This window comes from Rhizorhabdus sp. GW822-FHT03C02 (assembly GCF_058801765.1).
On sequence record NZ_JBXANN010000001.1, the window covers coordinates 1,267,267 to 1,282,877 of the forward strand.

At 65.8% G+C, this 15,611-nt stretch carries 9 protein-coding genes; 7 read left to right on the top strand and 2 right to left on the bottom strand.

Annotated features, from left to right (window positions below):
* Positions 1-5,277, top strand: a 5,277-nt coding sequence (locus AC1RM6_RS05815; protein ID WP_493098975.1) for a cadherin-like domain-containing protein, incomplete at its 5' end; no start/stop codon positions are given.
* A gap of 12 nt (positions 5,278-5,289) precedes the next feature.
* Here AC1RM6_RS05815 and AC1RM6_RS05820 read toward each other — a convergent pair.
* Positions 5,290-6,273 (bottom strand): tetratricopeptide repeat protein, encoded by a 984-nt coding sequence (locus tag AC1RM6_RS05820; protein WP_493098977.1) that lies wholly within the window; start codon positions 6,271-6,273, stop codon positions 5,290-5,292.
* 230 nt (positions 6,274-6,503) lie between these two features.
* On the opposite strand from AC1RM6_RS05820, the gene AC1RM6_RS05825 reads away from it, so the two are divergent.
* The 4 genes from AC1RM6_RS05825 (at position 6,504) to AC1RM6_RS05840 (ending at position 12,731) form a co-directional block, all read left to right on the top strand.
* Complete coding sequence (locus tag AC1RM6_RS05825; protein ID WP_493098979.1) at positions 6,504-8,951, top strand: NAD(P)-binding domain-containing protein; 2,448 nt, start codon at positions 6,504-6,506, stop codon at positions 8,949-8,951.
* Positions 8,952-8,953: 2 nt separating this feature from the next.
* On the top strand, positions 8,954-9,835 hold the full coding sequence (locus AC1RM6_RS05830) for a hypothetical protein (protein WP_493098981.1): 882 nt from the start codon (positions 8,954-8,956) through the stop codon (positions 9,833-9,835).
* A gap of 10 nt (positions 9,836-9,845) precedes the next feature.
* Positions 9,846-11,690: a cytochrome c3 family protein gene (locus AC1RM6_RS05835; protein ID WP_493098983.1), complete on the top strand. Its 1,845-nt coding sequence runs from the start codon at positions 9,846-9,848 to the stop codon at positions 11,688-11,690.
* Between the two features lie 144 nt (positions 11,691-11,834).
* Positions 11,835-12,731 carry a phosphodiesterase gene (locus tag AC1RM6_RS05840; protein ID WP_493098985.1) on the top strand — a complete coding sequence of 299 codons (897 nt, stop codon included), beginning with the start codon at positions 11,835-11,837 and terminating at the stop codon, positions 12,729-12,731.
* A 30-nt stretch (positions 12,732-12,761) separates the two neighbouring features.
* Here AC1RM6_RS05840 and AC1RM6_RS05845 read toward each other — a convergent pair whose 3' ends face one another.
* Positions 12,762-14,201 carry a glycosyltransferase family 2 protein gene (locus AC1RM6_RS05845; protein WP_493098987.1) on the bottom strand — a complete coding sequence of 480 codons (1,440 nt, stop codon included), beginning with the start codon at positions 14,199-14,201 and terminating at the stop codon, positions 12,762-12,764.
* A gap of 118 nt (positions 14,202-14,319) precedes the next feature.
* Here AC1RM6_RS05845 and AC1RM6_RS05850 point away from each other — a divergent pair, with 118 nt between their 5' ends.
* Positions 14,320-14,895: a cytochrome b gene (locus AC1RM6_RS05850; RefSeq protein ID WP_493098989.1), complete on the top strand. Its 576-nt coding sequence runs from the start codon at positions 14,320-14,322 to the stop codon at positions 14,893-14,895.
* Between the two features lie 91 nt (positions 14,896-14,986).
* Positions 14,987-15,607 carry a GTP cyclohydrolase I FolE gene (gene folE, locus AC1RM6_RS05855; protein ID WP_493098991.1) on the top strand — a complete coding sequence of 207 codons (621 nt, stop codon included), beginning with the start codon at positions 14,987-14,989 and terminating at the stop codon, positions 15,605-15,607.
* The last annotated feature ends 4 nt before the right edge of the window (positions 15,608-15,611 follow it).

The window sequence follows — 15,611 nt, forward strand, 5'->3', positions numbered from 1 at the left end:
ACGGCGTTCAGCCTTTCGACCATCGACTCCACCTCCACCACCCACAGCGCCACCCCCACCAGTTTCGGCAATGTCACGCGGACCGATGACGGCGAAAGAAACGATCGATATGCGCTGGCCGAGGACGGCGTGCTGTCGGTCGCGGCGCCCAGCGGCGTTCTCCGCAACGATGCCGCCACCGCCGCGATCCTGCTGTCGCGCCCCGAACATGGCGAACTGCAATTTCACCGTGACGGTTCGTTCGTCTACACGCCCGATGCCGATTATGCAGGCACCGACAGCTTCACCTATCGCAGCGAGGACGAGACGGCTTATACGGTGACGTTGTCGGTCGCCGCGGTCAACGATGCTCCGACCGTTACCGGCGTGCGGGCGACGCTCAGCGGCGCGACCGAAGATACCGCCTTCACGGTCGCGAAGACCGCGCTGCTGCAGGGCTTCGGCGATGTCGACGGCGACACGCTGTCGGTGTCCGGGGTGACGGTGAGCAACGGCAGCGTCGTCGACAACGGCCAGGGCGGCTATGTCATCACCCCGAGCGCCAACTTCAACGGCGCGGTGACGATCGGCTACACGGTCGGCGACGGTAAAGGCGGCAGCATCGCGGCGTCGCTTGGATATGTCGTAGCGGCGGTCAACGATGCGCCGGCTGTCACCGGCGTGCGGGCGACGCTGACGGGCGCGGTTGAGGACACCGCCTTCACGGTCGCGAAGGCTGTGCTGTTACAGGGCTTCGGCGATGTCGATGGCGACGTGCTGTCGGTGTCCGGGGTGACGGTCAGCAACGGCAGCGTCGTCGACAATGGGCAGGGCAGTTACATCATCACCCCGAGCGCCAACTTCAATGGCGCGGTGACGATCGGCTACACGGTCACCGACGGTAAAGGCGGCAGCGTCGCGGCGTCGCTCGGCTATGTGGTGGCGGCGGTCAACGACGCGCCAGCGGTTACCGGCGCGCGGGCGACGCTTAGCGGCGCGGTCGAGGACACGACCTTCACGGTTGCGAAGACCGCGCTGCTGCAGGGCTTCGGCGATGTCGACGGCGACACGCTGTCGGTGTCCGGGGTGACGGTCAGCAACGGCAGCGTCGTCGACAATGGCCAGGGCGGCTATGTCATCACGCCGGCCGCGAACTTCAACGGCGCGGTGACGATCGGCTACACGGTCGGCGACGGGCAGGGTGGCAGCATCGCGGCGTCGCTCGGCTATGTGGTGGCGGCGGTCAACGATGCCCCGGCGGTTACCGGCGTGCGGGCTACACTCAGCGGCGCGACCGAAGACACCGCCTTCACAGTCGCGAAGGCCGCGCTGCTGCAGGGCTTCGGCGATGTCGATGGCGACACACTGTCGGTGTCCGGGGTGACGGTCAGCAACGGCAGCGTCGTCGACAATGGGCAGGGCAGTTACATCATCACCCCGAGCGCGAACTTCAACGGCGCGGTGACGATCGGCTATACGGTCAGCGACGGCAAGGGCGGCAGCGTGGCGGCATCGCTCGGCTATGTGGTGGCGGCGGTCAACGATGCCCCGGCGGTTACCGGCGCGCGGGCGACGCTTAGCGGCGCGGTCGAGGACACGGCCTTCACGGTTGCGAAGACCGTGCTGCTGCAGGGCTTCGGCGATGTCGACGGCGACACGCTGTCGGTGTCCGGGGTGACGGTGAGCAACGGCAGCGTCGTCGACAACGGCCAGGGCAGTTACATCATCACCCCGAACGCCAACTTCAACGGCGCGGTGACGATCGGCTACACGGTCGGCGACGGCAAGGGCGGCAGCGTCGCGGCGTCGCTCGGCTATGTCGTGGCGGCGGTCAACGATGCCCCGGCAGTCACCGGTGCGCGTGCGACTCTGACAGGGGCGACCGAAGATACCGCCTTCACCGTCGCGAAAACCGCGCTGCTGCAGGGCTTCGGTGATGTCGACGGCGACGCGTTGGCGGTGTCCGGGGTGACGGTGAGCAACGGCAGCGTCGTCGACAACGGCCAGGGCAGTTACATCATCACCCCGAGCGCCAACTTCAACGGTGCGGTGACGATCGGCTACACGGTGAGCGACGGCCAGGGCGGCAGCATCGCGGCGTCGCTTGGCTATGTCGTGGCGGCGGTCAACGATGGGCCGTCGGGATCGCTGACGATCGAGGGAACGCCGATGAACGGCGCGGTGCTCGGCGTCATCGACACGCTGGCCGACGCGGATGGCCTGGGCGTGGTCGATTATCAATGGTTCGTCGACGGCGCGCCGTGGCAGAATGCCGAGGGCGCTTACGCGACCGGTCCCACCTTCGAACTCACCGGGATAAGACACGGCGCCGAGATCAGCGTCGCCGCCCGCTATGTGGACGGTCAGGGCACTGCCGAAAGCATCGGCAGCGCGCCGGTCACAGCTGTGAACGCGCCGCCCAGCGGCTTCGTGACGATCACCGGGACCGTCGATGGCGAAGGCGGCACCCTTGTTGCGACCAGCAGTCTCGCGGATCCCGACAGGATCGGCGAGATCGGCTATAACTGGTATCGCAACGGCACGCTGATCGCCGATGTCCATATCGACATATATCGCCCCGACATCATCCTGGCGGGCGACGTCTATACGGTCGAGGCAATCTATATCGATGGCGGCGGTACCCGCGAGATCGTCGGCGGCAGTACTGGCTGGACCCGCGAAAACCATGTGCCCGACAGCACATTGGCGATCGTCCGCAACGGCGCGGCGCTGTCGCTGGTCGGCGCGGTCGGCGATGCCGATGGGATCCGCCCGGCAAGCCTGGCCTATCAATGGGCGATCGACGGGGTGGCGGTCGCCGGCGCCGACGGTCCGGAATTTTCGCCCGGCCATATCGCCGATGGCAGCGTGGTGACGGTGACCTATCGCTATGTCGATCTGGGAGGGACATCCGAAACGCTGCTGCCGGCACCTTTCTCCTGGTCTAATGCGGTGATCGGCGGCGATATCGCCGGGAACGTGAACGAAGCGGCCACGATCGACTCGATTCCCGGCCGGATCGCCGGCAGGCTCGACGTGACATGGGATGGAGTGCCGGCGGCCGTCCAGTTGCTGACCGGCGCCGCGCATGGCAGTTTCGCGATCGCCGCCGATGGCGCCTGGACCTATCTGCTCGACGATGCCGATCCGATCGTCGACGCTTTGAGCAGCGGCGAGACCCTCGTCGATCGCGCGATCGTGACGGCGGCGGACGGATCGATCCAGGAAATCGCGATCGCCATCGTCGGCACCGACGACGTCCGCGAAGGCGGGGCATCGGCCGACATCGTCACCGGTACCGACGGCGTCGACCGCCTGCGCGGTCTGGGTGGAAATGACCAATTGATCGGCGGGAACGGCGACGATCTCCTCGAGGGGGGCACCGGAAACGACCTGATGATCGGGGGGGCGGGCGACGATCGCTACGAGGTCGATAGCCGGTCGGACCTGGTGGTCGAGGCATCCGACGATGGGCACGACCTCATCCGCACCACGCTTGCCAGCTTCGATCTCTCGGCGAATGGCGCGAATGTCGAGGATCTGAGCTTCGTCGGAGGCGGAAACTTCACCGGGACCGGCAACGGACTCGACAATCTCGTGACCGGCGGGGTGGGATCGGACCGGCTCTATGGCGGTGACGGAGCCGACCGGCTGATCGGGGGTGACGGCAATGACCGTCTCGATGGCGGCAGCGGCGCCGACGCCATGGTCGGCGGGGTGGGGGACGACATATATTATGTCGACGACATCGCCGATCAGCTGGTCGAACATGGCGAAGAAGGGGTCGATACGGTCATCGCCAGCATCGACTACGTCCTTGGCGACAATCTCGAAAAGCTGATCCTCGCCGAGGTCGCGACCGCGCTCGAAGCGACCGGTAACGATCTCGACAATATGCTGAGCGGCAATGGCTTCGACAATGTCCTGAACGGCGGCGGTGGCAACGATCGGCTGTTCGGCGGTGGCGGTGCGGATCGCCTGTCGGGTGGCCTGGGCGACGACAGCTATTATGTCGACGACATGGCCGACCAGGTGATCGAGGCCGCCGGCGAAGGCTATGACCGGGTGGTCGCCAGCGCCGACTATATATTGGGCGACAATGTCGAAAAGCTCGTTCTCGCCGACGTGGCGGTGGCGTTGATGGGCACGGGCAACGCGCTCGACAACAGTCTGATCGGCAATGGCTATGACAATATCCTCGACGGTGCGGCCGGAAACGACGTGCTCCACGGCGGCGGCGGTACCGACCGGCTGATCGGCGGCGACGGCAACGACCGTCTCTATGGCGATGGCGGCGACGACGTCATGGCCGGCGGCGCCGGGGACGATGTCTATTATGTCGATAGCACTGCCGACCTGGTGATCGAGAATATCTCGGAGGGTAATGACAGCGTCGTTGCCAGCGCGAATTACACGCTGGGCGACAATATCGAGAAATTGACCCTGGCGGATGTTGCGGGAGCGCTCGAGGCGACCGGCAACGCGCTCGACAATAATATGACCGGCAACCGCTATGACAATGTCCTCGACGGCGGCGGCGGCAACGACACGCTGCGCGGTGGTGACGGCGGCGACCGCCTGCTGGGCGGTGACGGCAATGATCGGCTGTTCGGCGATGGCGGCATCGACTGGATGTATGGCGGGGCAGGCGACGACAGCTATTATGTCGACGACAGTGCCGACCAGGTCATCGAAAATGCGTCCGAAGGCACCGACCGGGTGGTCGCGAGCGTCAGCTATACGCTCGGCGCCAATGTCGAGGCGCTGGCGCTCGCCGACGCGCCGGCGGCCCTGACCGGGACCGGCAACGATCTCGGAAACAGCCTGACCGGCAACGGCTATGGCAATCGGCTCGAGGGCGGCGGCGGCAACGACCGCCTATATGGCGCGGCCGGTGACGACATGCTGCATGGCGGTGACGGTCAGGATATGCTGACCGGTGGCGCCGGCATCGATATCCTGTTCGGGGGCGGTGGTGCCGACACCTTCATCTTCGCGTCGGCCGAAGAGATCGGCGGGGCGGGATCGGGCGATGTCATCGCCGACTTCGATCAGGGCGAAGCCGACCGGATCGATCTTTCGGCGATCGATGCCGATAGCGGCACCGCCGGCGATCAGGCGTTCATCTTCATCGGCACCGCGGCCTTCAGCCAGCATGCCGGCGAACTGCGCTACGAATATGACGCCGCCCGCGCGCAGACGGTCGTTACCGGCGACATCGACGGCGACGGTTCGGCGGATTTCTCGCTCTTCGTCGCCGATCAGATCCAGTTCGTGATTTCGGACTATCATCTGTAACGCGTGTCCGATTCAGGCGCCGGGGATCCCCAGCGCCCGCGCGGCCTCGTCGAGCCGGGCCTGTTCGGCCTTGTCGCCGGCGAAGGCCGCCTTGCCGGCGGCGAGCGCCTGCGAGGCGCCGGTCGGGTCCTTGAGGACGATGCGCGCGCGCATCAGCCGGATCCAGCCATCGCCGTCCTTGGGGTTGGCCTTGAGCCGTGCGGCGAGCCGGTCGACCATGCCGCGGACCATTTCGTCCTGCTGGCCCGGCGACATGCCCGAGGCGGCCTGCATGTCGGAGGGGGTCGGGCCGGGGATGCCCTGGGTGGCGACCGCCACCCCCGACGAACCCTGCGCCATGCCCGCGCCACCGCCCATATCGGGCGCGGTCATGCCGGCGGGCGCCGATTCGCGCTTCGGCGGAACCCGGCCGGCGACGTCGATGCCATGTTCCTTCGACGCCTTGTCGATCAGGCCGCGCACCGCATCCTCCCAGGGCGCGCCGGCGGGGGCGTCCTTGAGCAGCGCGATCCAGTCGTCGAGCGCCTCCTTGTGCCGGCCGTCCTGATCCTTCTTCACGCCGATGAAGTAACGTGCGCGAAAATCCTTCGGATCGATCGCGAGCGCCTTGCGGAACGACGCCTCGGCCGGCGGGGTCACCCCGCCCGGGCCCGACAATATCTCGACCTCGCCGAGCGCCGACCAATATTCGGCATTTTTCGGGTCGATCGCGGCCGCCTTGCGATAGGCGGTGGCGGCGTCGGCATAGCGACCTGTGCTGTAATAGGACCATCCGAGCATGTGCCAGCCCTCGGCATCGTTCGGATTCGCGGTCAGTTTCTTCTCGAGCGCGGCGATCATCGTGCCGACGTCGGGTACCGGCCCCGCGGCGGATTGGCCGGCCGGCGCGGCGGCGGGGTCGGCGGTCGAAACGCCGCGGGAGCGGACGATCGACAGCACCACCGCCAGCACCGCGACCAGCGCGGCAAGAATCAGCGCCACCCTGCCGAAAGACATGGACAGGCGCTTTTTTGCGGGTTCGCTGTTGTTCACCGAGGTCTCCAGATCGCTACTTTGTCTTTGGTCATTGCGGATGCACAGAAAGTCTAGCGCAAGCTGTTCAAACTGTTAAAGTGACTGCGGGGCGCGCCGATTATTGAATCATTGATTGCCAAGGCATCAATGGTGCAATCCTCGGTGCCAATGCAATGTCCTGACGAGGGCGTTGAAAACGGGCAGGGGGAAAAGTGGCAGACACTTATCGTATTGCTATCGTCGGCTCGGGTCCCGCCGGGCTCAGCGCCGCCGCCCATGCCGCCAAGCTCGGCATCAGCCATGTCCTTCTCGAAAAGACCGACCATCTTTCGGATACGATCTACAAGTATCAGAAAGGTAAGCACGTCATGGCGACGCCGAGCCAGCTCGTGCTGCGCGCCGACGTCGATTTCGAGGCCGGCAAGCGCGAGGCGATCCTCGGGGTCTGGGACAAGCAGTCGGCCGAACAGAAGATCAACGTCCGGCTGAAGTCCGAGGTCAAGGCGATCACCGGCGCCAAGGGTGACTTCACCTTGTCGCTGACCGACGGCACCGACATCAAGGCCGAGAACATCATCCTGGCGATCGGCACCCAGGGCAACCCGAACCTGTTGCGCGCGCCCGGCGGCAACCTGTCGCATGTCCAGTACCAGCTCGACGATCCCGGCGAATATGTCGACGAACATATCACCGTCATCGGGTCGGGCGACGCCGGCATCGAGAATGCGCTGGGTCTCGCCGCCGATGCCGCGCAGGGCAATGTCGTCACCATCCTCAACCGCGGCGTCGATTTCAGCCGCGCCAAGGGCGCCAACGTCAAGCTGCTGATGGAGGCCGCCGACGAGGGCCGCATCAACGTGATGACCGAGACCTCGCCGAGCAAGGTCGAGCAGGGCTTCCTCGTGCTCGACACCCGCGACGGCGAGGCGCGAATCGCCTGCGACCGCATCATCGCCCGCATGGGATCGGCGGCGCCGCGCGCCTTCATCGAGAAATGCGGTATCCAGTTCACCAGCGACGATCGCGAGGCCTTCCCGCAACTGTCGCCGCAGTTCGAGACGACCAACCCCGGCATCTTCGTGATCGGCGCGCTCGCGGGCTATCCGCTGATCAAGCACTGCATGAACCAGGGCTATGACGCGGTCGAGTTCATCAACGGCAATACCGGGCTGAAACCGGCCGACCAGCCGATCCTCGAGGCCAAGTTCAAGAATCTGCCGGTCAAGAAGTCGGTCGACGACTGGCTCGAATATATCCGCACCAACGTCACCATCCTCACCGAATTGTCGCCGCTGCAGATGCGCGAGTTCATGCTCGACTCGGAGGTGCGCGCGTTCGGCAAGAACGAGGTCGTGTTCGAAAAGAACGCGCCGGGATCGTCGCTGTTCTGCATCGCGCAAGGGGCGGTCGACATTCCGCTGCCCGACGGCCGTTCGACCGGCATCGTCATCCCGCAGGGGTCGATCTTCGGCGAGGTCGGGCTGGTGTCGGGCCGCCGCCGCGGTTCGACGATCCGCTCGATCGCCGACACGATCCTGGTCGAGATCCCGCGCAACGCGATCCTCAAGGTGATGGCATCGGTACCGGGCGTGAAGCGTGCGGTCACCCGCATCTCGACCGAGCGCCAGCTGCTGCAGATGTGGCAGTCGGGGCTCCAGCCGGCGGATCTCGCCGAGGTGCTCGAGACCGCCGAGATCAAGGGCGTGCGCGCCGGCGAGGCGATCTTCAAGCAGGGCGAGGAGGGCACCGACGTCTTCGTCATCCGCTCGGGATCGATGGTCGTCGAGAAGATGATCGGCGGCAAGCCGGTGTTCCTCTCCTATGTCCCCGCCGGCAACTATGTGGGCGAACTCGAACTGTTCGACCATGGCCACGCGATCCGCAAGAACACGGTGCGCGCCGCGGTGAAGTCGGAGGTGATCAAGCTCAACGGCGAGGCGTTCCGGCGCCTGCTCGAGGCCAAGTCCGATCTGCGCACCAAGGCGGCGGCTTCGGTCACCCAGCGGCTCGAACTCGCCTCCTATATCGAGGCGAAGAAGGACAGTTTCGCCAGCGCGGTCGACATGTATTCGAACGTCGCCAACTTCCTCGTCGACAATGGCGTGGGCGAGGCGACCGACGTGCTGCTGATCGACGAGAATCTGTGCGTCGGCTGCGACAATTGCGAAAAGGCCTGCGCCGACAGCCATGACGGCATCTCGCGGCTCGACCGCGAGGCGGGGCGGACCTTCGCCAATCTCCATGTGCCGACGAGCTGCCGCCACTGCGAGAATCCGCATTGCATGGCCGATTGCCCGCCGACCGCGATCCACCGCGGCCAGGACGGCGAGGTCTATATCGACGAGACCTGCATCGGCTGCGGCAATTGCCAGCGCAACTGCCCTTATGGCGTGATCCGGATGGAGAAGGAGCCGCCCAAGAAACCGAGCCTGTGGACCTGGTTCCTGTTCGGAAAGGGGCCCGGGCCGGGCGAAGCCAGTCATGAATGGGCCTATGCCAACGCCAAGGGCGAAAAGGCCAAGCGCGCGGTCAAATGCGACATGTGCTCGGGCATCGACGGCGGCCCGAGCTGCGTGCGCGCCTGCCCGACCGGCGCCGCGATCCGCGTCGCCCCCGAGGAATTTCTGAGCGTAGCACGGCTCGAGCGGAACGAGGCCTGACCATGGCGACCAAGGCTGACCGGCACGCGACCACCGGGCGCACGCGGCAATCCGAGCATGAAGGCTTCATGCGGTATCGGGGCTATCTATGGCTCAAGATATCGCTGGCGGTCATGTTCGTCTCGATCCTGATCTACGCGTTCAACCATGTCGAGCCGCGTCCCAATGGCGGCAGCGCCTATGGCTATACGATGGGCACGATCGGGGTGCTGCTGATCCTGTGGCTGACGATGCTCGGGGTCAGGAAGCGGGCGATCACCGCGGGGCGCTGGTCGCTCAAGAACTGGACCTCGGCGCATGTCTATCTCGGGCTGTCGCTGGTCGTCATCGGCACGCTCCACACCGGTTTCCAGTTCGGCTGGAACGTCCATACCCTGGCCTATGTGCTGATGATGCTGGTGATCGGATCGGGCATCTTCGGTATTTCGGCCTATTCGCTGATCCCGACCGAGCTGGCCGCCAATCGCGGCGAGACCACCCAGCTCCAGATGCTCGACAATCTGCGCAATCTCGACCGGCAGCTCCACGACGCCGCGCAGCCGCTGACCCATGAGGAAGCCGAGATCGTCCAGATGTCGCTCAACGACGATCCGTTCGCGGGCGGCCTCGTCTCGCGGCTGACCGGGCGTTATCCCAAATGCGGGACGATCGCGGCGCTGCACGCGGTTCGCGGCAGCTCGTCGCGTCAGGCCGGCTATGGCAACGACGCGCTCGACCTCGTCGAGACGCTGCTCGAGCGCAAGCGGTCGTCGCTGGCCCGCATCCGCAAGCATCTGCGGTTGAAGGCGCTGCTCGACGTCTGGCTGTACGTCCATGTGCCGCTGACCTTTGCGCTGATCGCCGCACTGTTCGTGCACATCGTCGCCGTCTTCTATTATTGGTGAGAACGCGCCCATGGCATTCATAGTCCGCACGGTTGCGCGCACCGCCGATGGTCGCGACATCATCCGCCCGAAAAGCTTCGCCCGGCATCAGCTGACGATCGGGCGCGGTACCGAGAACGATATCCATCTCGCCGATCTGGCGGTGACGCTGCACCATGCGATCGTCCGCGATCTGGGCCATGGCATGGTCGAGATCTCGGCGACCGCAGGCCTGCCGTTCTTCATCGACGGCAAGCAGAGCGAGCAGGCCGAGGTCAATGCCGAGGCGGGCGCGACCGTGCGGATGGGCAGCCACACGCTGGCGATCACCGCGGGCGAGGGCGACCAGCGCGGCCAGGTGATCATCACGATCGAACGGGTCGGCACCATCTCCAACTCGGCCGAGGAAAAGGAGGAGGCGAAGGTCTTCTCGCTCGCCTCGGTGATCCCGGGCCGGCGGCCGCTGTCCTGGGTGCTCGCATTGCTGGTGCTGGGCCTGTTCCTGGTCTGGCCGCTGGTTTCGATCCATATGAACAAGGCGTCGGCCAAGCCGTCGGATGCGCAGATGCGCCCGATCGCTTTCCATGCCGACGAGATGTGGTCGTCGGGCAAATTGTCGAAGGTCCATGCCGGGCTCGAGAACAACTGCAAGGCCTGCCATGTCGATGCCGGGGTCTCGGTGCGCGACGATGCCTGCGTCGCCTGCCACACCACGGTCCACGACCATTCGACCAAGGACAAGCTGCAGGTCGCGATGGGCGATCCGGGCGTGGTCGGCAAGGCCAAGGGACTGGTCGCGGCGGCGTTCAACCGGCCGCCGGGGCGCTGCGTCGAATGCCATACCGAGCATGAGGGCGCCACCGCGATGCCCACCACCGACGAGCGCTTCTGTACCAATTGCCATACCGGCATGAAGGAACGGCTCACCAGCACCGCGCTCAAGGACGTTTCCGACTTCGGCACCGGACATCCCGAATTCTCGCCGGGCGTGCGGATGGTCTCGGCCACCGGCGTGCCGATGATCGAGCGGCTGTCGCTGGCGACGGCGCCCAAGGAGAATAACGGGCTGAAATTCCCGCACGACATGCATTTGTCGACCACCAACGGGGTCGCCAGGATGGCGCAGACGCTGGGGGCCGAGGGCTATGGCAAGCCGCTCGAATGCGCCAATTGCCATCGCCGCGATTCGACCGGGTCGAGCTTCGTCGCGGTCGACATGCAGACCGACTGCGCCGCCTGCCACTCGCTCGATTTCGAGCAGGTCGGCGGCACGATCCGGACGCTGCGCCACGGCGATCCGGCACAGGTCGTCGCCGACATCCGTGCCTTCTACCGGTCGGGCGCCAATTTCGGCGCGGCGGCGGTGCAGGGCATGGCGCGCCGGCGTCCGGGCGATTTCGGCAGCCGGATCGCGGCGGTCGACTATGCCCAGGGTCAGATCACCCGCGGCGGCAGCGCGGACTCGACGATCAAGGCGGTGTTCTCGAAGGGCGGCGCCTGTTTCGACTGCCATGTGATCAAGCCGACCGGCTCGGCGGCGACGCCGTTCGCGGTGACCCCGGTGGTGCTGGCCAAGCGCTATATGACCAAGGGCTGGTTCGACCATGCCGCGCATGCGACCGAGACCTGCGCGAGCTGTCATGGTGTCGCCAAATCGGCATCGGCGACCGACGTCAACCTGCCCAAGATCGCCCGGTGCCAGGAGTGCCATGGCGGCCAGGACGCCAAGAAGGAAGTGCCGTCGGCCTGCGCGATGTGCCACGATTATCACCGGACCGGCTTCGCGCCGGCGCAGGTGCGGTCGAACAAGGTGCGTGGCAAGGCGGCCGATCGGGTCACCGAAACCACGGTGCGGGCCGCCGCAAAAGGCGCGTGATACGTAAACTATGGTCTAATAGTGCCGATCCTGTGCTGTTTATCACAACGCAGGAGGCGGGGAACTGTTGAACTCCCGAAGCGTCGAAGGGGGCGCGTCAAAATATAGCGCGGCTCCGGCCCGCCAGAATATGGGATCGAACCGATGCTGATTGCCCAGCTCACCGACCTCCATCTTGGCTTCGAGGCCGATAATCCGAGCGAGTTCAACCGGCAGCGGCTCGACACCGCGGTGACGTGGCTCAACAATCTGTCGGTCAAGCCCGACATGCTGTTCCTGACCGGCGACCTGACCGATCGCGGCGACATCGAAAGTTATGAACGGCTGCGAGACGCGATCGCGAGCTGCAAATTTCCGGTCTATATGTGCGTCGGCAACCATGACGACCGGGTCGCGCTGCGCGAGGTCTTTCCGCATGTGCCGCTCCAGGACGGCTTCGTCCAATATGTCGTCGATACCGCCGATGTCCGCTTCGTCGTGATCGACACGCTCGAGGACGGCCATCATGGCGGCGCCTTCTGTGCGAACCGCGCGGCCTGGCTGCGCGCGCGGATCGAGGAGGTCGGCACCAAGCCGGTGATGATCGTCCTCCACCATCCGCCGATCGAGACCGGCATCGGCTGGATGACGACCGCACCCGAGGAACAATGGGTCCGCACCCTCGACGCCGCGATCGGCGACCGCGCCAATGTCTCGATGATCTGCGGCCATATCCACCGCTCGATCACCACCCGCTGGAAGGGGCGCTTCCTGGCGATCAGCCCGTCTACCGCGCCCCAGGTCGCGCTCGACCTGTCGCCGATCGACCCCGACCGGCCCGACGACCGCCCGATGATCGTCGCCGAGGCGCCGGGCGCCGCGCTCCATCTGTGGACCGAGGACGGGTTCGTCACCCACCATGCCGCGGTCGGCGATCCGCTGGTGCTCGCGCGCTACAACGACATGCTTCAGCCGCTGGTGCGCTCGCTCGCCGACGAAAGGATCGAGGGCAGCAAGGGCGCCAGGCCGTCGAACGTCTCGCATCTGCGGGTCGTGCACTGATCCGCTCGACCGAGGGAAATCGGCGGGCGATCAGCTTCGGGCCAATATCCCGCGCCTGACCTGGCTGCCCCAGGTCGAACGGCCGGTCAGAAAGGCGATCCAGCCCCAGGCGGCGCCGACATGGCGCAGCAGCTGGAAACTGAACGGCTCGACCAGCGAGGTCAGGAACACCCGGCCGAGCCCCTCGGGCACCATCCCGCCCGACCAGCGGCGATAGAGGCCGATCGACCAGAAATGGAAGCTGAGGTCGAGCACGACCTTGGCGAGCATCACCGCCAGGATCGGCAGAACGATCACGAAGCGCCCGGTGACGAGGAAGGCGACGAGCAGCGCGAAGGCGGTGAGGCCATAGAGCGGCTGGACCGTGTCGAGCGCCTTGACCGGCAGCATCATCGTGCCGAGCCGCCCGAACCGGCTATTGCCGACCATGTCGCGGTTCCAATATTGGGTCTGCAGGAAGCCGCCGAACCAGCGGCGGCGCTGGCGCAGGAAGGGCAGGAGCCGTGCCGGTGCATCGGTCTGGGCGCGGGCGTCACCGAGCACGCGGATCGTCCAGCCGAGATCTTGATCGACCGACCAGCGGTGCAGGCGGTGGATCAGCTCATAATCCTCGACCAGGCAGTCGGGATCGAAACCGCCGACGTCGATCACCCCCTGGCGGCGGAAACCGGCAAAGGCGCCCGAGATCAGCAGCAGCCCGTTGACCTGCATCCACGCATAGCGCGAGATGAAGTTGCGGACATATTCATAGGTCTGGAACCATTCGAACATCCGCCCCGCGAAGCTGCGGTCGCAGATCGGCGCGAGCAGCCCGGTCGCGGCGGCGAGCGCGGGCTCGCGCTGGAACGCGCCGCGCATCGCCGCGATCGCATCGGGTTTCAGGATGGTATCGGCATCGACGGTCAGCACGATCTCGCAGTCGACGCGCTCGAGCGCGGCGTTGAGCGTGCGCGCCTTGCCGCCATGCGGCATCCGCAGCCAGCGTAGCGAGGGCAGGGTGGGCGAGGTCGCGAGCACGCCATGGTCGGCCGGGGCGATCGCGAAGGCCTTCCACAGCACCTCGGGGGTGGCGTCGGTCGATCCATCGTCGGCGATCAGGATGATGTCGGGCGGATCGGACTGTGCGGCGAGCGCTTCGATCGACTGGACGAGCACCGCCTGTTCGTTGTGCGCCGCCAGCATCACCGCCAGCGTCGGGCGGTCGCCATCGACGAAGGACGGCGGCGCGAGCTTGCGCAGCGACCAGGTCTTCACCGCGACGAAGCCCAGCAGGAAGGTGTCATAGGCGATATAGGCCAGTCCCACCGCCCAGGCGAACAGCCCGGTCTGCTCCCAGGCCTGGATCGCCAGCACCACGAGCAGCAGCAGCGCGCCGCCATGGAGCAGGATCGAGACGGCGGTGAAGGCGGGGCGGTTGAGCCGCGGCGAATAGGCCGCGAACCGGGCATCGAGCGTGATCGGTGACAGCATCGGCGGCTTGGTCTCGAAAAATCATGGAGCGCGGGTGAACCGGCTGGCGGGTTTCGCCCGGCGCTCTATGATCCTTCTGCGAAAAGCCCGCAATAGCGGTCCGCCAGGGAGCCGATGAATGACGACGAACGACAGGTCATTGCCACGTTACACGACCCCGGCGATCCTGCTTCACTGGATCATCGCGGTGCTGATGATCGGCAATCTCCTGGTCGGACTGTTCTTCACCAAGCTGCCCGACGACTGGATCCGGCCGGTGCTCGATACGCACAAGTCGACCGGCATCGCCGTGCTCGGCCTCGTCCTGCTGCGGATATTGTGGCGGCTCGGGCACAAGCCGCCGCCATTCGCTTCGGGCATGGCGCTGTGGGAAAAGGCCGCCGCGCACATCGTCCATTTCGGGCTCTATGTGTTCATGGCGCTGATGCCGCTGACCGGCTGGCTGATGGATTCGGCGTGGAAGGATGCCGACACCCATCCGATGTTCTTCTTCGGCACCTTCGAATGGCCGCGGATCGCCTATTTCCAGCGGCTGACGGTCGAGCAGAAGGACTATTGGCACGATCTGTTCGGGGCGATCCACCAATATGCCGGCTATCTCCTGTTCTGGGTGATCGTCCTGCACATCGCCGGTGCGCTCAAACACCAGTTCATCGATCGCGAGCCCGAATTCCGGCGGATGTGGCCGAACTAGGCCGGCGATTACCGCGGCGGCGGCGTGCATTGGCCGAAAACCGCCCTATATGCGTTCAACCAGAAACGGACAGGCTGAGGATCAGGAAAATATGTCGATCTTGGGTGAGGACGAGGAATCGGTCGGCATCGGCGCCGACGGCAAGCTGATCGTCCCCGGTGACGTGCAGGACGCGATCCGCACGCTGATCCGCTGGTCGGGCGACGATCCCGACCGCGAAGGGCTGCTCGACACGCCTGCGCGGGTCGGCCGCGCCTGGCGCGAATATTGCCAGGGCTATGGCGAGGATCCCGCGCACCACCTGACCCGGACCTTCGAAGAGGTCGGCGGCTATGACGAGATCGTGCTGCTCAAGGACATTCCGTTCCAGTCGCACTGCGAACATCATATGGCGCCGATCATCGGCCACGCCCATATCGCCTATCTGCCCGACAAGAGGGTGGTCGGCATCTCGAAGCTGGCACGGGTGCTGCACGGCTTCGCCCGCCGGCTGCAGATCCAGGAACGGCTGACCGCCGAGGTCGCCGACTGCATCTGGACCCATCTCGAGCCGGTCGGGGTCGCGGTGGTGATCGAGGCGAGCCATGCCTGCATGACCGCGCGCGGCGTCCGCACCCCCGGGGTCAAGATGACCACCAGCCGGATGATGGGCGTGTTCCGCGAGGATGAGCGGAGTCGCAAGGAAGTCCTCAGCCTCATGGGCTTCGAATAGGATC

Excerpts from the sequence above, each read along its gene's own strand:
- AC1RM6_RS05835 (WP_493098983.1), top strand. The coding sequence starts at position 9,846 with ATGGCATTCATAGTCCGCACGGTTGCGCGCACCGCCGATGGTCGCGAC.
- AC1RM6_RS05820 (WP_493098977.1), bottom strand. The coding sequence starts at position 6,273 with ATGTCTTTCGGCAGGGTGGCGCTGATTCTTGCCGCGCTGGTCGCGGTG.
- AC1RM6_RS05840 (WP_493098985.1), top strand. The coding sequence starts at position 11,835 with ATGCTGATTGCCCAGCTCACCGACCTCCATCTTGGCTTCGAGGCCGAT.
- AC1RM6_RS05845 (WP_493098987.1), bottom strand. The coding sequence starts at position 14,201 with ATGCTGTCACCGATCACGCTCGATGCCCGGTTCGCGGCCTATTCGCCG.
- AC1RM6_RS05850 (WP_493098989.1), top strand. The coding sequence starts at position 14,320 with ATGACGACGAACGACAGGTCATTGCCACGTTACACGACCCCGGCGATC.
- AC1RM6_RS05830 (WP_493098981.1), top strand. The coding sequence starts at position 8,954 with ATGGCGACCAAGGCTGACCGGCACGCGACCACCGGGCGCACGCGGCAA.
- folE (WP_493098991.1), top strand. The coding sequence starts at position 14,987 with ATGTCGATCTTGGGTGAGGACGAGGAATCGGTCGGCATCGGCGCCGAC.